Genomic DNA, 22,019 nt, shown 5'->3' with positions numbered 1-22,019 from the left:
ATCGGAAAAGAGCGACACATGACCGTTTCTCCCTTCGACCATCCCTATCTCTCCGGCCTGCTCGGCGACGAGGCGGTGGCAGCGCTGTTTTCCGTCGCTGCTGAGCTTGAGGCCATGCTCGCGTTCGAGGTGGCGCTGGCAAGGGCCGAAGTAGAGGCGGGTGTGATCCCGGCAGAAGCCGCCGGGGCGATCGAGGCTGCCGCGCACCGCTTCTCGCCGGATGTCGCGAGTCTCAGGGCCGCCACCGCCCGCGACGGTGTGGTGGTGCCCGATTTCGTTCGCCAACTCCGCGCCGCCGTTGGCGAGCCGCATGGCCGGCATGTACATGTCGGCGCGACCAGCCAGGATGTCGTCGACACCGGGCTGATGCTGCGCCTCTCACGCGTCTTGCCTGTTCTTGAAAACCGGCTGGAAGCGCTGACCGGCGTGCTCGATGGTCTCGCCGTCACCTTCGGCGACCGGGTGTTGATGGGGCGCACCCGCATGCAGGCTGCCATCCCCATTACCGTGGCGGACCGCGTCGGCGCTTGGCGTGCGCCACTTGAGCGCCATCATACGCGCCTGAAGGGTCTGATGGAGGAGGGGCTTGTCGTGCAGTTCGGCGGCGCGGCGGGCACGCTGGAGAAACTGGGCGAGAAAGCACCGGCCGTGCGTGCCGTGCTTGCCCGCAATCTCGGTCTTGCAGATGTCCCGCAGTGGCATAGCCAGCGTGACCGCATCATGGACCTTGCCGCCCTCCTTTCCGGCATCACCGGCAGCCTTGGAAAGATCGGGCAGGATGTCGTCCTGATGGCCGACCGTGGCGACGAGATTGCGCTTGCCGGCGGCGGTTCTTCCTCCGCCATGCCGCACAAGCAGAACCCGGTCGCCGCCGAAGGGCTGGTCGCGCTTGCCCGGTTCAATGCGGCACAGCTCGGCGGTCTGGCGCAGGCGATGGTGCATGAACAGGAGCGTTCCGGGGCGGCCTGGACGCTGGAATGGATGATCCTGCCACAGATGGTGGTCGCCACCGGCGCTGCCCTTCACCTGGCCGATACGATGCTGTCGTCCGTTCGGCATCTGGGTGCGGCCTGATGTGTTTTCATAATTTCTAAGTTATGAAATAGCCATATTTTTTCATTTTACATTACCGTTTCATCTGTCAATCTGACAAAAATCCAGTTTTGGACAGGATCGAGCACCGGTGGGAGACCGGCCTTTCAGGGAGGAAAACATGAAACATGTCGCGATCGCCGCGCTGGCGGCTGTGCTGATGGGAAGTGCTGCCCATGCCGATGTAATCAAGGTCGGCGTCGTCGGGCCGTTCTCCGGCCCCTTCGCGCTCCAGGGCAAGAACTTCAAGGCAGGCATCGACGCCTATATGGCGCTGAACGGTAACACGGTTGGCGACGACACGATCGAGGTGATCTACCGCGACATCCCGACCGCCGATCCGGCCCAGTCGAAGGCGCTGTCGCAGGAGCTCGTCGTCAAGGAAGGCGTGCAGTACCTAGCCGGATTCTACTTCACGCCGGATGCGATGGCCGCGACCCCGCTGCTCGAACAGGCCAATGTGCCGATGGTGGTGATGAACGCGGCGACGTCAGCCATCGTCGCCAAGAGCCCCTATGTGGTGCGCACCTCTTTCACCACCTGGCAGACTTCGACGCCGATCGCCAAGGTCGCCTTCGACGGTGGCACCAAAAAGGTCATTTCCGTCGTCAGCGACTATGGTCCGGGCGTCGATGCGGAAGCTGCTTTCAAGGCGGGCTTCGAGGCGGCGGGCGGCGAGATTGTCGAGGCGATCCGCATGCCGCTCCAGACCAACGACTTCTCGCCGATCATGCAGCGCATCAAGGATTCGGGCGCCGAGGGCGTCTTCGCCTTCCTGCCCTCCGGCCCGACGACGCTTGGCTTCGTCAAGGCCTTCAACGAGAACGGTCTGAAAGCCGGCGGCATCAAGTTCTTCGCGCCCGGCGACCTGACGCAGGAATCCGACCTGCCGGCGCTCGGCGAGGCGGCGCTGGGTCTCACGACCACCTTCCACTATGCCGTCTCACACGATTCAGCGGAGAACAAGACATTCGTCGAGGCCGCCGGCAAGGCGATCGGCAATCCGGCGGAGCTCTCCTTCCCCGCGGTTGGCGCGTATGACGGCATGCATGTCATCTACAAGATGATCGAGGCGACGGGCGGCGCGCAGGATGCGGCCAAGGCGGTCGAGGCCGTGAAGGGTCTTTCCTGGGAAAGCCCGCGCGGACCGGTTTCGATCGATCCGGCAAGCCGTCATATCACGCAGAACATCTACCTGCGCGAAGTGGCCAAGGCCGATGACGGGACCTACTACAACAAGGAGGTGCAGACCTTCGAAAAGCAGGGCGACCCCGGCCTTGCGGCGGCGAAATAACAATCGTTGCTGCCTGGCAAATGGCTTGTTCCTACCCCTCTCCCCGCAGACGGGGAGAGGGGACGTGCCCCGCACCACGGTGTAGATTTGAGGAGAACGGTGCAGCATGTCCCTTCGCCCCGCTCGCGGGGAGAAGGTGGCCGGCAGGCCGGATGAGGGGCTGTTCCTCCACCACAGCAGGATAGTTGGATGCAAACGGTCTTCAGCATCGGCGTCGACGCCCTCGCCTACGGCATGGTGCTCTTCGTCATCTCGATCGGCCTGTCGGTGACGATGGGGCTGATGCGGGTCGTCAACCTCGCGCATGGCGCCTTCGCGATGATCGGCGGCTACATCGCCTCCTATGCCGCGCGCGACCTCGGCCTTGCCTATGCCGTTGCCGTCATGCTTGCCGTCTTCGGCACCATCCTCATCGCCATTCCCGTCGAGCGCCTGCTCTATCGCCGCATCTATGGCCAGCCGGAGCTGACGCAGGTGCTGATGACCATCGGCATCACCTTCTGCGTCATCGGCATCGCCAACTATGTCTTCGGGCCGACGCTGAAGACCATTCCGACGCCGGAAAGCCTGCGCGCGCCGGTCAGCCTCGGCTTCCGTACGGTTTCGGCGCATCGCCTCTTCGTCATTGCCTGCGGTGCCGCGGTCGCGCTCGGCCTCTGGTATTTCATCGAGCGCACGGCCTTCGGCGTGAAGTTGCGCGCGAGCGTCGACAACGCGGCCATGGCCGCCGCCCTCGGAGTGAAGACCGAGGTCGTCTATGCCGTCAGCTTCGCCGTCGCGGTCGGCCTTGCCGCCTTCGGGGGCGTCGTCGGCGCCGAGCTGTTGCCGATCGAGCCCTACTATGCGCTGCGCTACATGGTGACCTTCCTCGTCGTCGTCTCGGTTGGCGGGGCGGGCTCCATTCCGGGTGCGCTCGCCGCCTGCCTGCTGCTTGGCGCCATCGATACGACGGGGCGCTACCTGATGCCGGAATTCGGCGAATTCTTCTTCTATCTCGCGGTCATCGCCATCGTCTGGATTTTCCCGCGCGGCCTTGCCGGAAGGATGAAGTGATGGCGCTCACCATGAACACCGACAACCTCTCCACCACCCACGACCGCCGCGCCCGCCTGACGCGCGATGCGATCGGGGTCCTCGTTATCCTTGTGGTCGCCGTCCTCGGCTATCTCCTCTTTCCCAACAACCTCGCGCTGCTGACACGCATCACGGCGATCGCGCTCTTGGTCCTCTCGCTCGATCTCGTCACCGGCTACTGCGGCGTGGCAACGCTCGGCCATGCCGCGCTGTTTGGTGCAGGGGCCTATGGGGCGGGCATCGCGGCGGCCCATTTCGGCATTACCGATCCGATCGCCATGCTCGCCGTCGGCGTGGTCGCGGGTGCACTCGCCGGCCTTGTCTCCGGTGCCGTCGTTCTGCGGGCGCATGGCCTGCCGCAGCTTGTGCTGTCCATCGCCATCGTCCATCTGGCCCACGAGGCGGCCAACAAGGCGTCCGGCTGGACCGGCGGCAGCGACGGTCTTGCCGGCATCATGCCGGATGCCGTCTTCGGCCTCTGGCAATTCGACCTGTGGGGCCGCACGGCCTATGTCTTCGGCATCGTGCTGCTGGTCGCCGTCTTCGTCGTTCTGCGCCAGATCGTGCGCTCGCCCTTCGGTATGCTCTGCCGCGGCATCAAGCAGGACCCGCTGCGCGTGCGCGCCATGGGCGCCTCGGTGCACGGCACGCTGATCCGGATGTACGCCATCTCGGGCGCCGTCGCCGGGGCGGGCGGGGCACTCAACGCCATCTCGACCCAGGTCGTCGGCCTCGACAGCCTGTCCTTCACGCTTTCGGCCGAAGCCCTCGTCATGCTCGTGCTCGGCGGCACCGGCTCGCTCTACGGCGCGCTGATCGGCACGCTCTCCTTTCTGTGGTTCGAGGACGTCGTCTCGGCGGCCAATCCGTTCCACTGGCTCACCATCGTCGGCGCGCTGCTGATCGCCGTGGTGCTCTTCGCGCCGAAGGGGCTCTACGGCTCGCTCGCCGCCCTGCTCGAACGCCGCGGAAGGAAGGACCGATGAACGCGATTTTCGATATCCGCAACCTGAAGCGGAGCTTCGGCGGCCTCGCCGTCACCAACGATGTGTCCCTATCGATGGCACCGGGCGACCGGGTTGCGCTGATCGGCCCGAACGGCGCCGGCAAGACGACTTTCGTCAACCTCGTCACCGGCAATCTCCTGCCGAATTCCGGCACGGTCACGCTCGGCGGCGAGGATGTCACCCGCCTCGGGCCGACGGAGCGCGTGCGCCGCGGCCTCGTGCGGTCCTTCCAGGTGACGCGGCTCTTCTCCGAGATGACGCCGGAGGAACATGTCGCGCTCGCCATCCTGCAGCGCCAAGGCCGGTCCGGCCGCATGTTCGCCAGCCACCGCGCCATGCCTGACGTGATGGATGAGGTGCATGCGCTGCTTGCCCGGCTCGGCATCGCCCAGCTTGCCGGCCGCCGCGTCAGCGAGATCGCCTACGGCCAGCAACGATTGCTGGAACTCGCGCTTGCGCTTGCGCTCAAACCCAGGGTCCTGCTGCTCGACGAGCCCGCCGCCGGCGTGCCGCAGAGCGATACAGCGCGCATCGAGCAGGCGATTGCCGATCTGCCGGCGGATCTTGCCGTTCTGATGATCGAGCACGACATGGACCTTGTCTTCCGCTTCGCAAAGCGCGTCATCGTGCTGGCGGCGGGCGAGATCATCTTCGACGGATCGCCAGACGCGGTGACGAAGGACGCCCGTGTTCGACAGGCCTATCTCGGGAGTTATGCCGATGCCCGCAGCGTCGCTTGAAATCACCGGTCTTTCCGCCGGCTACGGCCCGACGCGGGTTCTGGAGGATATCTCCTTTGCCGCGGATGCCGGCCGCAGGCTCGCCGTGCTCGGCCGCAACGGCATGGGAAAATCCACGCTCTTCGCCACGCTCGCCGGCCAGACGAAGCGTTATGGTGGCGCTATCCGCCTCGGCGGAGAGGCGATCGAGGGTATGGGCAGCTCCGCCCGCGCGCTGAAGGGGCTCGGCTACGTGCCGCAGTCTCGCGACGTCTTCCCGACGCTGACGGTGGAGGAAAACCTCTTCGTCGGGCTGAAGGGCCGCCCGCGCACGGCTATCGATGAGGCCTATGCCATGTTCCCTCGGCTCAAGGAGCGGCGCAGGAACCTCGGCTCGCAGCTTTCCGGCGGCGAGCAGCAGATGCTCACGACGGCGCGCACCATTCTCGGCCAACCCTCCGTGCTCCTGCTCGACGAGCCGCTGGAGGGCCTTGCCCCTGTTATCTGCGAGGAACTGATGGCGGCGTTCGGTACGCTTGCGGCCTCCGGCGAGATGACCATCCTGCTTGTCGAACAGCGCATCCAGAGCGCGCTCGATTTCGCCGACGACGTGATCATCCTCGAGCGCGGCCGCATCGCCTGGACCGGCACTCCGGCGGCGCTCGCTGCCGACCGGCACACGGTTGAGGCGCTGCTCGGCGTCGGCGGGCTGCACTGAGAGCAATTCATACGGCTTTCGTTATGTATCGTGGCCGGCATTTCATTTTACATCACTGTCCTGCCTGTCAGAGTGCTGCCTGAGACCTGTGCCGTCCGGTTCGAGGAGACCGGCGGCCGCGGGCAGGCTGCCGCACGACGGGGAGGTTCCGATGGGCGAAGACGATCTTGCCGGGGCGCCGGCAATGACGGCGGGCGGTGCGCTGCTCGCCCGACTGAAGGCGGTCGGCATCGACTTTATCTTCGCCAATTCCGGCACGGATTTTCCGCCAATCATCGAGGGCCTGGCCGAGGCGGAGGCGAAGGGCATCGCCCTGCCGCAAGCGCTCGTCATGCCGCATGAATCGGCGGCGATGGGCATGGCGCACGGCTATTATCTCGCCACCGGCCGTGCCCAGGCGGTGATGGCGCATACCAATGTCGGCCTCGCCAATTGCGCCATCGGCGCCATCAACGCCGCGATGGAGCATATCCCGGTTCTCCTGTTCTCCGGCCGCACGCCGGTCACCGAGCGCGGAAGAAAGGGGTCACGCACCGTGCCGATCGGCTGGGGGCAGGAGATGCGCGACCAGGCGGCGCTGGTGCGCGAGGCCTGCAAGTGGGACGACGAGCTGCGCTTCCCCGAGCACATCCCGCAGATGGTCGACCGGGCGCATGCCATCGCCAATTCCACGCCGCGCGGGCCGGTCTATATGAGCCTGCCGCGCGAGGTGCTCTGCCAGCCTTGCCCGACGGAGGACCTTGCGGCGCCGGCAACCATGATGCCTGCCGTCTCCACGCCATCGGCCGAAGCGGTTGCGGAGGCCGCGCGTCTTCTGGCGGCGGCGGAGAGCCCGGTTATCTTCGCGCAGCACGGCGCCGGGTCGGCCGAGGGGTTTGCCGCCCTCGCGGCGCTGGCGGGTGACTGGGGCATTCCCGTCTGCCAGTACTGGGCGGTGCAGCTTGCCATGGCGACGGACCATCCGATGGCCGCACAGGCCGATCCGGGGCCTCTGCTGGAGGCAGCCGACGTGGTGCTCGTCCTCGATGCGCTGGCGCCCTGGTCGCCGGATGTCCATCTGCTCCGGCCCGGCTGCAAGGTCATCCAGCTCGCCCAGGATCCGCTCTGCCAGCGCCAGCCGGTACGCTACTTCCGCTCCGACGTGACGCTCGCCGGCGATGTCGATACCGGCCTGCTGGCCCTGAAGGCGGCGATGGACCTGCTGCTGCCCGCCCATCGCGCCACGGCGGAACGTCGTGCCACGGCGGTTGCGGAACGCAACCGCATGGCCCGCGCCGGCGTTCTTGATGCGGCCCGGCGCGGCGGCGGCTCGCCGATGACGAAGGATTTCGTCAGCCTGACGCTCTCCGAGGCGCTGGCGGGCCGGAATGCCACCGTGCTTTCCGAACTCGGCTGCCCGCTGGCACCGATGACGCTTTCTCATCATCAGGCCTGGTATCAGGAGCCGCATTCCGGCGGCCTCGGCTGGTCCTTTCCCGCCGCGCTCGGCATGCAGCTGGCGCGGCGAGAGCGGCTCATCGTCGCCACCATGGGCGACGGCTCGTACATGTTCGCCAATCCCGTCGCCTGCCATCAGATCGCCGAGGCGCTGGAACTGCCGATCCTTGTCCTTATCGTCAACAATGCCGAATGGGGTGCGGTGCGCCAGTCGGTGCTCGGCCTCTATCCGGACGGGTATGCGGCGAAGACCAACCGCATGCCGCTGACCGCGCTTTCGCCGGTGCCGGATTTCGTGAAGGTCGCCGAGGCGAGCCGGGCCTATGCAAGACGTGTCACCGACGGCGCCGCCCTTTCCGGTGCACTTGCCGAGGCGATCGACCATATCGAGACGAAGCGGACGCTCGCGCTGCTCGACATCGCCGTCCGCGCCTGAACCATCATACGAGGAGGAAATCCATGCCCGAGCTTGCAAAGAACGAATTCTGGAAGGATCTGAAGCCGATCGACACGGTGTTCCAGCCGGACGCCCAGCCGGAGGTCTATCTCCAGAATGCGCCGACCGACGACGAGCGCTATTACGTGCCCTTCACCGAGACCGTCTCCTCCCGTCCGCTGTGGATCTCGCCGACGCAGAACAAGTGGTGCGATATCCTGATGGCGAAGAAGGCGGGGTTGGTGAACCGCCACTACCACCCGCATGAGGTCTTCGCCTACACGATATCGGGCAAGTGGGGCTATCTGGAGCACGACTGGACGGCGACGGCCGGCGATTTCGTCTACGAGACGCCCGGCGAGGGCCACACGCTCGTCGCCTATGAGCACGAGCAACCGATGAAAGTGTTCTTCCAGGTCAAGGGGCCGCTGATCTGGCTCGACGACAAGGGTGAGCCGGACGGCTTCTTCGACGTGCACAACTACATTGCCCTCTGTCGTGACCACTATGAGAAGGTCGGGCTCGGGCGGGATTATGTGGAGCGGCTTTTTCGCTAGAGCCGTTCCAGCCGAAGCGAAATCGCTTCGGCGTCAGGTAAAAGGGCCTGTTTCTTGCGGAACAGCGGCGGGCGAGGCGATGTGCGACCTTCTGATCACCGGATGAGAGAGGCTCATCCCAAAGAAATCAGGAGAGACCCCATGCGCAAGATCATCGTTTCCGCTGCCATCGCCGCCGTCGCTGCCGTATCCTTCGCCGCCCCCTCGCAGGCCGGCTACTACAGCTACGGCTACAAGCCGCATTGCTTCATCAAGAAGGTAAAGTCCTACGACTACTACGGCAACGTCATCATCAAGAAGATCAAGGTCTGCAAGTAAGCACCTCCCCATTGACCTCCCCGAAGGCCCGGATGTTCCCTGCATCCGGGTCTTTTGCCGTGCTGCGGTCAGATGCTCATGCCGCCATCGACCATCAGCATCGTGCCGGTGACGAAGCTTGCCTGGTCAGAGGCGAGATAGAGCACCGAGCGGGCGATTTCCTCGGCGCTGGCATGGCGGCCCATCGGGATGAGCCTGTTGAAGAAATCCGTGCCGTCCATGCCGGTCGCGGCGCCGAGGCCCTGTTCCACGGCAAGCTGGAAGCCGTTGTCGACAGGCCCGGGATTGACCGTGTTGACGCGGATGCCACGTGGGGCAAGCTCCTTGGCAAGGCAGCGCATCAGGCCGGTCTGGGCGTGCTTGGCGGTGATATAGGCATAGACGCCGGGATCGCCGCGCGTCGCCGCCACGCTCGACGTGATGATGATGCTGCCGCCATCGCGCATATGCGGCACGGCGTGTTTGGCGGCAAGGAAGGCGCCGCGCACATGCACCGCCTGCACGGCGTCGAAGATGTCGAGCGGATAGTCGGCGATGGGTGCGACCGTGCCGAAAGTGCCGGCATTGGAAAACAGCACGTCGATGCCGCCGAAGCGCTCGACGGCAAGGCCGATATAGGCCTGCGTCGAAATACTGTCGGTGACATCGGCTGCCGCGCAGGCCACACGCTCCTTCGGCAGGCCCGCAACGGCCCGTTCAAGCGCCGCGCGGTCGTTGTCGACGAGCACGATATTGGCACCCTCGGCAAGGAAAAGCCGGGCGACGGCAAGGCCGATGCTGCCGGCCCCGCCCGTCACGATGGCGGTCTTGTTGTGGAGGAGCGCCATGGGTCAGATCGGATAATGGATGGCGCCGTCCTGCACGGTGATCCAGCGCAACTCGGTGAATTCGGCAATGCCGGCCTTGCCGCCGAAACGTCCGTAGCCGGATTCCTTGACGCCGCCGAAGGGCATCTGCGCCTCGTCATGCACGGTCGGGCCGTTGATGTGGCAGATGCCGGATTCGATACGGCGGGCGACCTGCATGGCGCGGTTGACGTCCCTGCCGAAGACGGCGGCGGAAAGGCCGTATTCCGTGTCGTTGGCGACGCGCACCGCCTCGTCGATCGAGCCGACGCGGATGACGCTGACGACCGGGCCGAAGCTCTCCTCGCCGTAGATGCGCATGGCGGGCGTCACCCGGTCAAGCAGGGTGGCGTCGACGATCGTGCCCCGCACGCTGCCGCCGGCCGAGAGCGCCGCGCCCTTGCCGACGGCGTCGCGGATGAGCTGTTCCAGCCTCTGGGCCGCATGGGCATCGACGACCGAGCCAAGCGGTGTGTTGCCCTCGCGCGGATCGCCGGCAACCAGTGTGGCGGCTTTTTCCGCAAGGGCTGCGACGAAGCGGTCGGCGATCGTCTCATCGACGACGATGCGCTCGGTCGACATGCAGATCTGCCCCTGGTTCATATAGGCGCCGAAGGCTGCCGCGGCGACGGCTGCGTCGATATCGGCATCGTCGAGCACCACGAAGGGGGCCTTGCCGCCGAGTTCCAGCAGCGCCGGCTTCAGGTAGCGCCCGGCGGTCTCGGCGATGATGCGGCCGACGCGGGTGGAGCCGGTGAAGTTGACGCGGCGCACGGCGGGATGGGCGATCATCGCCTCGACGATGGCGGCGGCATCGTCAGGCGCATTGGAGACGGCGTTGAGCACGCCTTCCGGCAGACCGGCCTCGTGCAGCGCGTCGACGATCAGCCGGTGGGTGCGCGGGCAGATTTCGGAAGTCTTCATGACCACCGTGTTGCCGCAGGCAAGCGGGGTGGCGAGCGAGCGCACGCCGAGGATGACCGGCGCGTTCCACGGCGCCATGGAGAGGACGACGCCGGCCGGCTGGCGCACGCCCATGGCGAGCGAGCCGGGGCGGTTGGAGGGGATGATCTCGCCGGTGATCTGCGTCGTCAGCGATGCGGCCTCGCGCAGCATGTCGGCGGCAAGGCCGACATTGAACATTGCCCAGCCGGCCGTCGCGCCCGTTTCGGCGGCCATGGCGGCGACGAAATCGGCGGTTCTCGCCTGCAGCTTGTCGGCGGCGGCAAGAAGCAGCTTTCGGCGCTGGCCGGGCCCGGTCGCCGCCCAGGCAGGGAAGGCCTTCGCCGCGGTATTGACGGCCTGGCGTGCATCCTCCAGCGAGGCGGCGGCGACCTCCGAAGCGATTTCGCCGGAAATCGGGTTGATGCGGGTGAAGGTGCGCCCGTCGGAGGCGGCCTGGTCGAGATTGTTGATCTTCAGTCCAAGGACGGACATGGTTTACTCCCTGCTTGACATTCAGACGGTTGCGCCGAGGAACGCGCGTTTTACCGCGTCGTCGTTCATCAGTCCCGTTGCGGTATCCTCGCCGACGATGCGGCCTGCCTCCAGAAGGTAGCCGCGGTCGGCGATCGAAAGGCTCATCTTGACGTTCTGTTCGACGATCAAGAGCGCCAGCCCGCTCTCGCGCACCCGGCCGAGCGCGGCGAAGAGCTCGCCGACGACGACGGGGGCAAGGCCGAGGCTCGGCTCGTCGAGCATCAGGAGGTCGGGCTTCGACATCAGCGCGCGGCCGATCGCCACCATCTGCTGCTCGCCGCCCGACATGGTGTTGACGAACTGCCGGCGCCGGTCCGCGAGTTTCGGGAAGAGGCCGTAGACCAGCTCGCGGCTCGCCTTCCCATGGGCGCGGGCGCGCCTGGCATAGGCGCCGAGGGCAAGGTTCTCCTCGACCGTCAGGTCGCCGAAGACGCCGCGGCCCTCCGGCACCAGCGCGATGCCGGCTTCGAGCACCAGATGCGCGGGCCGGCCGGCAATGTCCGCGCCGACAAAGCGGATATCGGCGCCGGGATCGGGCCGGACGAGGCCGGCGGCGGCCTTGAGCAGCGATGACTTGCCCGCACCGTTGGCGCCGAGCATGACGACGGTCTCGCCCTTGCCGACGGTGACGGATATCCGGTCGAGGGCAAGGTGCGGGCCGTAGTGGAGGGAGAGGTCGCGGATCTCAAGCATGGCCGTCTCCGAGATAGGCGCGCACGACCTCCGGATCCCGCAGCGTCTCGGCGGTCGGGCCGTCGGCGATCTTGCGGCCGGCATTCATCACGATGGCCCGCCCGCAGAGCGCCCGGATGGCATCCATGACATGCTCGACAAGGAGCACCGTGATGCCGCGCTCCCTCAGAGACAGGATGAGGTCGATACCGGTGCGAAGCTCCGTCGGATTGAGGCCGGCGAGCCATTCGTCGAGTAAAAGCAGTTCCGGCTCGGCGGCGAGCGCCCGGGCAAGCTCCATGCGCTTCTGGTCGATATAGGTGAGGGAGCCGGCCGGCTGGTCGGCGCGTCCGGCAAGGCCGACGGCGGCAAGATGGGCCTGGGCTGCCTCGTGGGCTGCCTTGCCCCAGAGCTTCCGGCGGCCGAACGCTAGTGCGGTCACGACGTTTTCGGCCACCGTCAGCGAGGGAAGCGCGCGCACCAGCTGGAAGGTGCGGGCGACACCTTTCCTCGCGATGCGGTTCGGGCCAAGGCCGGAAATCGCCTCGCCGTTGAGGGCGATCCGCCCGCCGGTCGGCGGCAGGAAGCCGGAGATCATGTTGAGCACCGTCGTCTTGCCGGAGCCGTTCGGGCCAAGCAGGCCGACGACCTCGCCGCGCTCCAGCGAGAAGGAGACGGCGTTGACGGCGGTAAGCCCGCCGAAGCGCTTGGTAAGGCCGGTGAGGGCGAGAAGTTCGCTCATCGCGCACCGCCTTTCCTTAGCCGGCTTTCAACGGCTGCCAGCACGCCCTTCGGCAGGAGGAACACGATGGCGATGAAGACAAGGCCAAGGATGATCGGATAATGGTTCGGAAAGTTGGCGGAAAGCCACTCGAAGAGCAGGAAGAGCGGAACGGCGCCGAGCAGCGGGCCCCACAGTCGGTCCGCCCCGCCGAGCAGCGCCATGATCAGCGTCAGGAAGGAGATGGTCGGGTTGAAGACGATGCTCGGCTCGATATAGGTCCAGCGCGGCGCCTGGATGGCCCCGACGAGCGTGATGATCACGGCACTGACGGCAAAGAGCGCGAGCTTGAGCTTGGTGATGTCGATGCCGCAATGGCTCGCCACCACCTCGTCGTCACCGATGACCTTCAAGGCGAGGCCCCAGCGCGTGCGGCCGATGCCCCAGGAGAAGAGGAAGGTGGCGGCGGCGAGCGCCAGCAGTTGCCAGTAGATCCCCTCCGGCGTCACGGGCAGGAAGATGTAGCGGCCAAGCGTGCCCGTTACGTTGACCTCGTACCAGGTGACGAGCTGGCGGATGAGCTCCGCAAGACCGAAGGTGAAGATCACGAAATAGACGCCGGCAAGGCGGAGCGTCGAGAGACCGACGACCAGCGCCACGGCAAGGCCGATCATCGCCGCGACGAAAAGGACGAGCGGATAGGGCAGGGTCTCGCTGAAGACGCCGACCGTATAGGCGCCGATACCCAAGAAAGCGACGGTGGCGAGCGAGACATAGCGCGTCGGGCCGGAGAACAGGCCCCAGGCGGTGGCCAGCACCACATAGCCGGTCATGCCGATCATCAATGTCACCGCATAGGGTCCGGCGAAGAAGGGCAGGGCGGCGAGCGCGGCGAGAACGAGGCCGGCGACGAGGAGGCCGAAAATCGTGCGTGCCGTCATCGTGCGCTCCTCCCGAAGAGGCCGGCGGGGCGCCAGAGCAGGATGGCGAGGAAGATGAGGTAGGTGGCGGCGAGCGTCAGGCCCGGATCGACATAGGTCGCAACGAAGGTCTCGACGAGGCCGAGCAGCAGGCCGGAGAACAGCGCGCCGAGAATATTGCCGACCCCGCCCATGATGATGACGATCAGCGCCTTCATGGTGAAGACGACACCGGCTGTGGCGGTGAAGGTCTGGTACATGGAGATGACCACACCGCCGGCGGCCGCCAGCGCTCCGCCGATGGCGAAGGCCGTGCGGGCGGCACGCTCGACATCGATGCCGACGAGCGGCGCGGAGGTCGGCGAGACGGCGACGGCGCGTAGCGCCGTGCCCCAGAGGGTGCGGGTGAGGAGCAGGTACAGCCCGCTGCCGAGGACGATGGCGAGCGCGAAGGCGATGAGGCGGTTGGCCGCGATGGTGGCCCCGAACACGCTGACGCCGATGTTGAGATAGCTGTAGCTCGTATAATTGCTGCCGAAGAGCACGAGCATGACGCCCTGGATGACGAAGAGCAGGCCGAAGGTGGCGAGGATGGAGTCGATCTCCAGCGTCTCCCGGTTCTTCGCGCGGCGCACCAGCGGGCGCATCATCAGGCCGTAGATGAGGTAGCCGAAGACAAAGCCGAGCGGCACGGCGGCTAGAAGACCGAGCACCGGATTGATGCCGAGACCGTTGAACAGCACATAGGCAAGGAAGGCTGCCGCGATGATCGTCTCGCCATAGGCAAGGTTCATGATGCGCGCGATGCCGTACTGGAGCGTCAGCCTCATCGCGACCAGCGCATAGGTTCCGCCGAGCACGAGCCCGGACAACAAGGCCGTGACGAGCATGGCCGCTCCTTACATTTGCCGGCCGATGGCATGCACCGCGCCGTTTTCAGTCGATGGCAGAATGCCCCTCATCCGGCCTGCCGGCCACCTTCTCCCCGTGAACGGGGGGAAGGAAACCTGGCTATACCGTTGCCATCCCCCTCTCCCCGCTTGCGGGGAGAGGGCCGGGGTGAGGGGCAGTCGCGCCCGTTCCGGTCATGAGCGAGGGAAAGCGCCGGTCCGCCAAAGCGCCCTTCGATCCCGCGTGACGAAGGCCGCTACTTCTTCCACGCCTGCCGCGGCAGGATCGGCTGGCTGGCGCCGGTACGGTCTGCGGGGGCGATGCCGACGAACTGGCCGTTCTGCCACTGGCCGGTCCACCAGAGCGTGCGAAGCTGGTTGTCTTCCATCTTCGTCTCGCCGAGCACGGTCTGGAATGTACCGGTCGACAGCTCCGCGGACACGGCCTCGCGGTCGAGGCCCTTGCGCTTGATCGCCTCCTGCAGCATCTGCAGCGAGGCATAGGTGATGACGCTGCCCCAATAGTCGGGACCTTGGCCGGTCACCTCCTCGTGGCGCTTGCGATAGGCGGCATTCGCCTCGTTCGCCGGATCGATGCCGCCCAGGCTCATGATGCCGGTGGCATTGTCGCCGTTGTTCTTGCCATAGACCGGAAAGCCCGTGCCGACGCCGAGATAGAGCAGCTTCGGATTGAAATCGGCGACCTGCGACTGCTGGGTCAGCGCGAACGTATCCGGCGGATAGGAGAAGGCGACGAAGCTGTCGGCGCCGCTCGCCTTCGCCTCGTTGATCATCGGCGAAAAGTCCGACGTGCCGACCGGATAGGTCTTGTCGTAGACGAGTTCGATGCCGGCTTCCGCGAAGGCCGGCCGTGCGGCGTTCACGAGATCGATGCCGAAGCCGTCGGCGACCGAGACCATGGCGACCTTGTTGTTGAGCGTGCCGTCGGTGACGGCCCTCTTGATGAGGCCGGCGAGCGCGCCGGCATAGTCGTGGCCGCCGCCGAGCATCCAGAAGCTCTTCTTCCAGCGCTTGACGAAATCCGGCGCCTTGTCGGTAACGGAGGAGACGGCGAGTTGCGGGTAGCCGTAGCGGTCGAAGAGCGGCGCGGCGGCAAGGTTGAAGCCGGTGCCCCAGGGCGCGAGGATGAAGTCCGCCTCGTCCTGCGTCGCCAGGCGTTCGACGGCGCGTACCAGCTCTTCCGAGGTGGACCGGTCGTCATATTCGATCACCTCGATCGGCAGTTTCTTGCCGTCGGGCAGTTCGAGTCCGCCGGCGTCGCTCACGTCCTTCACCCAGAGCTGGTAGTTCGGCAGCGTCGTGATGCCGGCGCCGCCGGCATTGGGGCCGGTCTTGGAAATGGCGTAGCCGATCTTCACCGAGCTGCGGTCCTGTGCCAGCGCGCTCGGCGCGATGCCCGTCGCCAGGAGGGCGGAGGCAGCCGCCATCACGCGCAGGACGTGCCTGCGTTGCAGAGATTTCATCGTCGATTCCTCCCAAAAGGCCTGCTCTTCCGGCAGGCGTCGCGCCAAGGCGGGCAGCGGCCGCATTCTCCTCCGGGCCTTCTGTCGCCTCTTGACGGATGAAAGGTTAGCCGGACGCGGGGCGGGGCGGAATAGACTTTTACAAGAGATACTTGTACTTTTCACGGCAAGGAGACCGTCGCCATGCCCTTCCAGGATGCTCTTGCGCCGCAGCATCGCGCCGCCGGCAACACGCCGCCGCTGCCGACGGAGGCGCGGCTCTTCCGTGGTGCGCTGTCGCAGTCCGGCTGGACCTTCCGCGGCGGGCGCAACCGCGTCTTCCTGCTCCTCTCCGGCAGCGGGCGGGTGTCGCTCGGTCCGGCGGATCTCGGGCTTTCCGGCCCTTCCATCGTCTGGGCGCCGGCCGGCGAGCGCGGCACGGTGCTCTTCGATGCCGGCGCGGAGGGGGCGGCGCTGGCGATCCCGGAGCTGGCGCTCGGCCCCGCCATGCCGACGGGGGCGATCTTCGCCGAGGTGCGCGACGCCATCGCCCGGCCGATCCTCGGCGCCAAGCTGGCGCTGGCGGATGCGAGAAAGATGCTCCAGACGGTGGAGACGATCGAGGCGGAGCTGCGCGAGAACGCGGCGGGCATGCAGGAGGTGGTGCGTCATCACCTTGCCCTCTTGCTGATCGCCATCTGGCGCCGCGCCAATCCGGCGACGGAAAAACCGAAACCCTCGCCGCGCGCCACCGTGCGCAGCTTCCTGCACCTCGTGGAGCTGCATATGCGCGAGCAATGGTCGCTGGCCGACTATGCCGCCGTCCTGGGCGTGACGCCGGACCGGCTGAACACGGCGGTGCGGCGCGCCACGGGGCGTTCGCCGATGGAGCTGATCCATGCCCGGCTGATGATGGAGGCGGAGATGCTGCTCGATGGGTCGAGCCTGCAGATCGCCGAGGTCGCCGAAGCGCTCGGCTTTCGCGATGCGGCCTATTTCAGCCGGTTCTTCAAGCGACTGGCCGGGGTCTCGCCGCGCGCCCGGCGGGCGGGGCTTGCCAGCCGGCAGGTGCGCGCGGAAACCTCCTATGCCGCCTGGCCGTAGATCTCAGAACAAGGTTTCGTAGATTTTCGGCTTGAAGCCCGCTGTCACGGCGCCGTCGCGGTCGAGCATGGGGCGCTTGATCATCGAGGGCTGGGCGAGCATGAGTGCGATCGCCTTCCCGGCGTCAAGGGCCTGCTTGTCGGCATCTGGCAGGGCGCGGAAGGTGGTGCCGGCACGGTTCAGCACCGTCTCCCAGCCGAGCGCATCGACGAAGCGCGTCAGGCTCGCGGCATCGATGCCTTCCGCCTTGTAGTCGTGGAAGCGATAGGCGACGCCCTTGGTGTCGAGCCAGGTCCGGGCCTTCTTCATCGTGTCGCAGTTCTTGATGCCGTAGATCGTGACGGTCACGCCGGTCTCCTTCGTTTGATGGTCGCCGCCTTCATAGGGCGATTCCGGCAAAACCGCGCAGCGGTTTTGCGTCCGGACGTCACGTCACTCCGAGATAGCGGCCCGGACGATGGTTGATGGCGAGCGTCATGTTGACGACGACGGCGCCGAGCACGGAAAGCGCAAGGCGATCAAGCGGAATCACGAAGACCGCCGCGGCAAGGATGGCGAGATCCACGGCGAGCTGGAAGTAGCCGGCCCGGATGCCGAAACGGTCCTGCAGATAGATCGCCAGCACATTGATGCCGCCGAGGCCGGTGCGGTGGCGGAAGAGGATGAGCAGGCCTGTTCCGGACAGCGCTCCGCCCATGACGGCCGCATAGAGCGGGTCGAGGTGGGAGAAGGAAATGAGGTCGGAAGTTAGCCGGGTAAAGATCGAGACGAGCGTGACGGCCGCGAAGGTGCGCAGCGTGAAGGCCCAGCCGAGCTTTTTGACCGCAAGGACATAGAAGGGCAGGTTGATGGCGAAGAACAGCCACCAGAAGCCGACCCCGCTGGCATATTGCAGGAGCAGGGCGAGGCCCGCCGTGCTGCCGGCGAGCAGCACGGCCTTGGTATAAATCACCACGCCGAGCGCCATGAACATCGTGCCGACGACGATGGCGATGGCATCCTCGTAGGCGGAATGGCGCTCGGGCCGGGCTGCTGTTTCGACAGACATCGTTTCCTCAGAGGCTCAGGAACTTCTCGATCACCGCATCGACTTCGGCCGATTTGAGGCCGGCAATGTTGATGCGGCCGGAGGTTGGCATGTAGATCGCGTGTTCGGCGCGCAGCTTCAGGACGTCCGCCTCCTCCAGCGGCAGCAGGGAGAACATGCCCTCCTGCTCGCGGACGGCCGTCAGCACCTGCCAGCGGCCGGAGAGGCCGGCAGCGAGGCGTTCGCGGATCGCGGTGATGCGCAGCCGCATGGTCTCGATTTCCGCCATCCAGTCGGCCTTCAGCGCGTCGTCGCCGAGGATTGTCGCGACGATGGCCGCGCCGTGGTCCGGCGGCATGGAATAGCTGGTGCGGGCGAGGGCCGCGAGGTTGGTGCGCACGGACAGCGCCGTCTCCGCGCTGCCGCAGGCGGCATAGATCGCCCCGGTGCGCTCGCGGTAGAGGCCGAAGGACTTCGAGCAGGAGACTGCGACCAGCGCTTCCGGCACGGCGGCAAGCAGCGTGCGCAGCCCGGCGGCATCCTCGTCAAGGCCGCGGCCATAGCCCTGATAGGCGATGTCGACGAGCGGCAGCAGGCCGCGTGCGGCGATGAGCTCGGAGACGGCGCGCCACTGTTCCGCGGAAAGATTGGCGCCCGTCGGGTTGTGGCAGCTGGCATGCAGCAGCACCGCATCGCCCGGCGCGGCGCCCGAAAGCGCCTCCATCATACGGTCGAAGAGCACCGTCTGCGAGGGGATGTCGAAGAAGGGATAGGTGACGACCTCGAGGCCCGCCGCCTTGAAGATGCTGGCATGGTTCGGCCAGCTCGGCAGGCCGAGCCAGATGCCCTTGACGCCCATGCGGGCCATCAGGTCGGCGGCAAGGCGCAGCGCGCCGGACCCGCCCGGCGTCTGGAGCGCGGCGGTGGCGCGGCCGCGGCCGGCTTCGCCCGTCGTCAGTGCCCACAGGCGCTCCAGGAAGACCGGATCGCCCTCCGGGCCGACATAGGCCTTGGTCGGCTGCGTCTCGACGAGGCGCCGCTCCGCCGCCTTCACCGCACGGAAGATCGGCGTCGCACCCGTTTCGTCGCGATAAACGCCGACGCCGAGGTCCACCTTGCCGGCGCGCTCGTCCGCCCGGAAAAGGCCGATCAGGGCAAGCAACGGGTCGTCGGGCTGGCGGGTGAGGGCGTCGAACATGGCCGGGTTCCTTGTGCGGTGGGTCTGCAAGCGGTGTAGGCCAAAGCTACCGCAAAATCGACCATGATATTGCGGTGAAAGCGCAAGAAGCTTTTGTCTTCTTGCTTTCCGCTGCTAGATTGGTGCAGGTTTTTGCGTGGAGCGCGACATGGGCAGGAAGCCGGACGATGAGCTGACGCTGGACCAGACGGATCGGCGCATCATCCGCCTGCTCGTCGAGGATGCGGGGCTCTCCAACAACCAGCTCGCCGAGAGGGTCGGCCTCTCGCCGGCCCCGCTGTCGCGACGGCTGGCGCGGCTGGAGGCGAGCGGCGTCATCCGCCACACGGTGATCGTCGATCCGCGCGCCGCCGGCATCGGTTTTCAGGCCTTTCTGGAGGTGACGCTGGAGCGCACGGCCCCGCGCGTCGGCGAGCGCTTCATCGATCTCGTGCGGCGCATGCCTGAAGTGGTGGAGTGCCACACGGTCGCCGGCGATTTCGATTTCCTCCTGAAGATCGCCGTGAAGGACGTCGCCGACTATCGTCGGCTGCTTTGGAGCGAGTTCGAGCGGATCGGCGAGATCAAGACGCTGCGTTCGACCATCCTGCTCGACAGCCCGAAAATGCAGGTGAGTGCGCTTCCCTAGCCATTTTCACGGAACCTTCTTGGTCGTGAAAGGTTGCCGATCGGGGCAAAGCGCCCATATGATGGAGGCGCCACAAGGAAGGACACGTGGACAAGAAACTGAACGACAAGATGATGTCGACCGCATTGCTGTCGGCCATCCGCAACCGCCGCGGCCATCGGCCGCCGGAAAACAATCGCCCCGGCGATACCGTGATCGCGTCCTACAACGTGCACAAGTGCGTGGGCGTCGATCGGCGCTTCGATCCGGAGCGCACGGCAAGCGTGATCGCCGAGATCGACGCCGACATCATTGCCATCCAGGAGGCGGACAAGCGTTTTGGTGAGCGCTCCGGCCTGCTCAATCTCGATGTCCTCGAACGGGACTGTGGTCTCCTTCCGGTGCCGATCACGGCGCTGTCGTCGACCGGCCATGGCTGGCACGGCAACATGATCCTGATCCGCAAGGGCGCCGTTGGCGGGGTGCGTCAACTGAAGCTGCCGGGCGTCGAGCCACGCGGTGCGCTGGTCGTGACGCTCGACCTGCCGGTGGGCAAGCTGCGGTTGGTCGCCGCCCATTTCGGTCTCCTGAAACGCTCGCGCGAGCAGCAGGCCATGGCGATCCTCGCGTCCGTCGCAGAGGAGGAGGAGATGCCAACCCTGCTCGTCGGCGACCTGAATGAATGGCGCATCGGCCGTAGGTCCTCGCTCTCGCGCCTGCAGCCGACCTTCGACCCCGCGTCCGGCGCGGTGCCGAGCTTTCCTTCCCGTTTTCCGGTCCTCGCGCTCGACCGCGCGCTCGGCCATCCGCACGATCTCGTCACGTCCGTCGAGGTGCACGACACACCGCTTGCGCGCGTTGCGTCCGATCACCTCCCGATCAAGGCGCATATCGACCTCAAGGTCGTCTGGGAGCGCTCGTTCGACCCTACAGATAGGGTGAGCCAAGCCATGTGATGCGCTCGACGAGGCGCTGGGCGAAGGGACGCGCCCGGAGCTCATCGAGCTTGACCTCCTCGGCTTCTGACAGAGCGGCGGCGATACGCTGGCCGATGAGATCGGCGAAGTCCGCATCGATCACCTCGATATCCACCTCGAAATTCAGCCGCAGCGAGCGCGGGTCGATGTTCGACGAGCCGATATAGGACCAGGCGCCGTCGATGACCGTGAGCTTGGAATGGTTGAACGCGCCGGAGGCCCGCCAGATTCGGCAGCCGTGTTTCAGCATCTGGTCGAATTGCGCCGTCATGGCGAGATCGACGAGCTTCAGGTTGTTGGCCGATGGCACGACGATGTCGATTTCCACACCGCGCCGCGCCGCCGTGACGATCGCGCTGATCAGCTCGCGGTCCGGCAGGAAATAGGGCGACATGATGCGGATGTGCCGCTTGGCGATGGAGAGCGCGCCCATCAGCATGCGGTGGTTGGTTTCAAGGCTCTTGTCCGGGCCTGACGGCACGACGCGGGCGAGCATGCCGCTTTCCGGTGCGTCCGGCGGCGGGGCGATCTGCCAGGCCTCGCCCGCCAGCTCGTCGCCGCCGGAAAAGCGCCAGTCCTCGTAGGCGATGCGGAAGAGATCGCTGACGGCGGGGCCGGTCAGGCGGAAATGCGTGTCGAGCGCTGCCGCCTCGCCGGAGAATTCGGCGCAGAAGCCGGCGCGGATGTTGAGCCCGCCGGTAAAGGCGACGCTGCCATCGACGATGAGGATCTTGCGGTGGGTGCGCAGGTTCGCATAGGGCAGCCGCAGGCCCATGACGATATTGCCGTTGAACACGTCCACAGGCACGTTCGCCCGCTGCAGATCGGAGACGATCGACGGGATCGAATAGCGCGCGCCGACCGCATCGATCAGCACGCGCACCTGTACGCCGCGCGCCACCGCGCCCGACAGCGCGGCAACGAAACGCTCGCCGGCGGGATCGCGGTCGAAGATGTAGGTTTCGAGCAGGATGGAGCGTTCGGCGGTGGCGATGGCGGCCAGCATGGCCGCATAGGCCTCGTCGCCGGTCGACAGCAGGTGGATGCGGTTGCCGGATGTCAGCTTGCAGCGGCCGACCGTATCGCCAAGGTGCTGCATGGCGGCGAGGGCCCGACCGTAAGCCACCTGCATATAGGCATTGGAAACGTCATATTCCGCCATATGGTGCCAGCCGGCGGCAAGCAGTCCCTCGCGGCTGAGATTCAGCGTCTTGCGCCGGATGCGGTTCACTCCGCCGATGGCGTAGATGAGCGGGCCGACGACCGGCGACAGCATGATGACGCCGACCCAGCCGATCGCCGCACGTACCTCTTCCTTCGTCATCGTGGCGTGGATGGCGGCGGGCACGCCGAGAACGATCGACAGGGCGACGAGGATGTGCGGCCAATAGGCGGAGAGCGTCTCAAACATGATGCGTGCGGATCATCCCAAGGCGGCTTCATCTTCGCGTGTGCAGATGTCAC

At 66.3% G+C, this 22,019-nt stretch carries 23 protein-coding genes; 12 read left to right on the top strand and 11 right to left on the bottom strand.

All coding sequences use genetic code 11. The features are described 5' to 3' along the window. The first annotated feature begins 18 nt into the window (after positions 1-18). The 9 genes from AKG11_RS01535 to AKG11_RS34330 all read left to right on the top strand — a co-directional run bounded on the left by AKG11_RS01535 (position 19) and on the right by AKG11_RS34330 (position 8,652). Positions 19-1,074 carry a 3-carboxy-cis,cis-muconate cycloisomerase gene (locus AKG11_RS01535; protein WP_050742706.1) on the top strand — a complete coding sequence of 352 codons (1,056 nt, stop codon included), beginning with the start codon at positions 19-21 and terminating at the stop codon, positions 1,072-1,074. 139 nt (positions 1,075-1,213) lie between these two features. After that, positions 1,214-2,386, top strand: coding sequence for an ABC transporter substrate-binding protein (locus AKG11_RS01530; protein ID WP_050742705.1), 1,173 nt, complete (start codon positions 1,214-1,216; stop codon positions 2,384-2,386). Positions 2,387-2,575: 189 nt separating this feature from the next. Further along, positions 2,576-3,439, top strand: a complete 864-nt coding sequence (locus AKG11_RS01525) for a branched-chain amino acid ABC transporter permease (RefSeq protein ID WP_050742704.1) — start codon at positions 2,576-2,578, stop codon at positions 3,437-3,439. Continuing rightward, positions 3,439-4,446: a branched-chain amino acid ABC transporter permease gene (locus tag AKG11_RS01520; protein WP_023516217.1), complete on the top strand. Its 1,008-nt coding sequence runs from the start codon at positions 3,439-3,441 to the stop codon at positions 4,444-4,446. The genes AKG11_RS01525 and AKG11_RS01520 overlap by 1 nt, the downstream gene beginning before the upstream one ends. Then, the gene (locus AKG11_RS01515; protein ID WP_050742703.1) at positions 4,443-5,207 is read left to right on the top strand and encodes an ABC transporter ATP-binding protein; all 765 of its coding nucleotides are present in this window, start codon (positions 4,443-4,445) and stop codon (positions 5,205-5,207) included. The genes AKG11_RS01520 and AKG11_RS01515 overlap by 4 nt, the downstream gene beginning before the upstream one ends. Next, positions 5,188-5,904, top strand: coding sequence for an ABC transporter ATP-binding protein (locus AKG11_RS01510; RefSeq protein ID WP_050742821.1), 717 nt, complete (start codon positions 5,188-5,190; stop codon positions 5,902-5,904). Before AKG11_RS01515 ends, AKG11_RS01510 begins: the two co-directional genes overlap by 20 nt. 151 nt (positions 5,905-6,055) lie before the next feature. After that, on the top strand, positions 6,056-7,777 hold the full coding sequence (locus tag AKG11_RS01505) for a thiamine pyrophosphate-requiring protein (protein WP_050742702.1): 1,722 nt from the start codon (positions 6,056-6,058) through the stop codon (positions 7,775-7,777). A 23-nt stretch (positions 7,778-7,800) separates the two neighbouring features. Further along, positions 7,801-8,334: a 2,4'-dihydroxyacetophenone dioxygenase family protein gene (locus AKG11_RS01500; protein ID WP_023516221.1), complete on the top strand. Its 534-nt coding sequence runs from the start codon at positions 7,801-7,803 to the stop codon at positions 8,332-8,334. Positions 8,335-8,475: 141 nt separating this feature from the next. After that, complete coding sequence (locus AKG11_RS34330) at positions 8,476-8,652, top strand: hypothetical protein (protein WP_156334047.1); 177 nt, start codon at positions 8,476-8,478, stop codon at positions 8,650-8,652. 68 nt (positions 8,653-8,720) lie between these two features. Here AKG11_RS34330 and AKG11_RS01495 read toward each other — a convergent pair whose 3' ends face one another. From AKG11_RS01495 to AKG11_RS01465, 7 genes are all read right to left on the bottom strand, one after another. Continuing rightward, on the bottom strand, positions 8,721-9,479 hold the full coding sequence (locus AKG11_RS01495; protein WP_050742701.1) for an SDR family NAD(P)-dependent oxidoreductase: 759 nt from the start codon (positions 9,477-9,479) through the stop codon (positions 8,721-8,723). A gap of 3 nt (positions 9,480-9,482) precedes the next feature. Next, entirely contained in the window at positions 9,483-10,934 is a 1,452-nt protein-coding gene (locus tag AKG11_RS01490) for an aldehyde dehydrogenase (protein ID WP_050742700.1), read from the bottom strand. 21 nt (positions 10,935-10,955) lie between these two features. Beyond that, positions 10,956-11,669, bottom strand: coding sequence for an ABC transporter ATP-binding protein (locus AKG11_RS01485; protein WP_050742699.1), 714 nt, complete (start codon positions 11,667-11,669; stop codon positions 10,956-10,958). After that, positions 11,662-12,390 (bottom strand): ABC transporter ATP-binding protein, encoded by a 729-nt coding sequence (locus AKG11_RS01480; protein ID WP_050742698.1) that lies wholly within the window; start codon positions 12,388-12,390, stop codon positions 11,662-11,664. The genes AKG11_RS01485 and AKG11_RS01480 overlap by 8 nt, the downstream gene beginning before the upstream one ends. Next, positions 12,387-13,310, bottom strand: coding sequence for a branched-chain amino acid ABC transporter permease (locus AKG11_RS01475; protein ID WP_050742697.1), 924 nt, complete (start codon positions 13,308-13,310; stop codon positions 12,387-12,389). Before AKG11_RS01475 ends, AKG11_RS01480 begins: the two co-directional genes overlap by 4 nt. Beyond that, complete coding sequence (locus tag AKG11_RS01470) at positions 13,307-14,179, bottom strand: branched-chain amino acid ABC transporter permease (RefSeq protein ID WP_050742696.1); 873 nt, start codon at positions 14,177-14,179, stop codon at positions 13,307-13,309. Before AKG11_RS01470 ends, AKG11_RS01475 begins: the two co-directional genes overlap by 4 nt. A gap of 257 nt (positions 14,180-14,436) precedes the next feature. After that, positions 14,437-15,663, bottom strand: coding sequence for an amino acid ABC transporter substrate-binding protein (locus AKG11_RS01465; protein ID WP_050742820.1), 1,227 nt, complete (start codon positions 15,661-15,663; stop codon positions 14,437-14,439). A gap of 183 nt (positions 15,664-15,846) precedes the next feature. Between AKG11_RS01465 and AKG11_RS01460 the strand changes: the two genes are divergently transcribed. Continuing rightward, positions 15,847-16,746 (top strand): helix-turn-helix domain-containing protein, encoded by a 900-nt coding sequence (locus tag AKG11_RS01460; RefSeq protein ID WP_050742695.1) that lies wholly within the window; start codon positions 15,847-15,849, stop codon positions 16,744-16,746. A gap of 3 nt (positions 16,747-16,749) precedes the next feature. Here the strand turns inward: AKG11_RS01460 and AKG11_RS01455 are convergent, their stop codons facing one another. From AKG11_RS01455 to AKG11_RS01445, 3 genes are all read right to left on the bottom strand, one after another. Further along, positions 16,750-17,094 carry an ArsC family reductase gene (locus AKG11_RS01455; protein ID WP_050742819.1) on the bottom strand — a complete coding sequence of 115 codons (345 nt, stop codon included), beginning with the start codon at positions 17,092-17,094 and terminating at the stop codon, positions 16,750-16,752. Positions 17,095-17,173: 79 nt separating this feature from the next. Then, positions 17,174-17,794: a YitT family protein gene (locus tag AKG11_RS01450; protein WP_050742694.1), complete on the bottom strand. Its 621-nt coding sequence runs from the start codon at positions 17,792-17,794 to the stop codon at positions 17,174-17,176. Between the two features lie 7 nt (positions 17,795-17,801). Then, positions 17,802-18,971, bottom strand: a complete 1,170-nt coding sequence (locus AKG11_RS01445; RefSeq protein ID WP_050742693.1) for an amino acid aminotransferase — start codon at positions 18,969-18,971, stop codon at positions 17,802-17,804. A 148-nt stretch (positions 18,972-19,119) separates the two neighbouring features. On the opposite strand from AKG11_RS01445, the gene AKG11_RS01440 reads away from it, so the two are divergent. Further along, positions 19,120-19,599: an Lrp/AsnC family transcriptional regulator gene (locus tag AKG11_RS01440; protein ID WP_050742692.1), complete on the top strand. Its 480-nt coding sequence runs from the start codon at positions 19,120-19,122 to the stop codon at positions 19,597-19,599. Between the two features lie 110 nt (positions 19,600-19,709). Beyond that, positions 19,710-20,534: an endonuclease/exonuclease/phosphatase family protein gene (locus AKG11_RS01435; RefSeq protein ID WP_037405651.1), complete on the top strand. Its 825-nt coding sequence runs from the start codon at positions 19,710-19,712 to the stop codon at positions 20,532-20,534. Here AKG11_RS01435 and AKG11_RS01430 read toward each other — a convergent pair. After that, a complete protein-coding gene (locus AKG11_RS01430) occupies positions 20,506-21,966 on the bottom strand; it encodes a phospholipase D-like domain-containing protein (protein ID WP_023513947.1) in 1,461 nt (486 codons plus the stop codon). The two genes, AKG11_RS01435 and AKG11_RS01430, sit on opposite strands and share 29 nt — an antisense overlap. Positions 21,967-22,019 lie beyond the last annotated feature (53 nt).

The organism is Shinella sp. SUS2, from assembly GCF_001262505.1.
GTDB lineage: Bacteria > Pseudomonadota > Alphaproteobacteria > Rhizobiales > Rhizobiaceae > Shinella.
The sequence above is the reverse complement of the archived record's forward strand: the minus strand, read 5'-3'. Positions and strand labels throughout refer to the sequence as shown.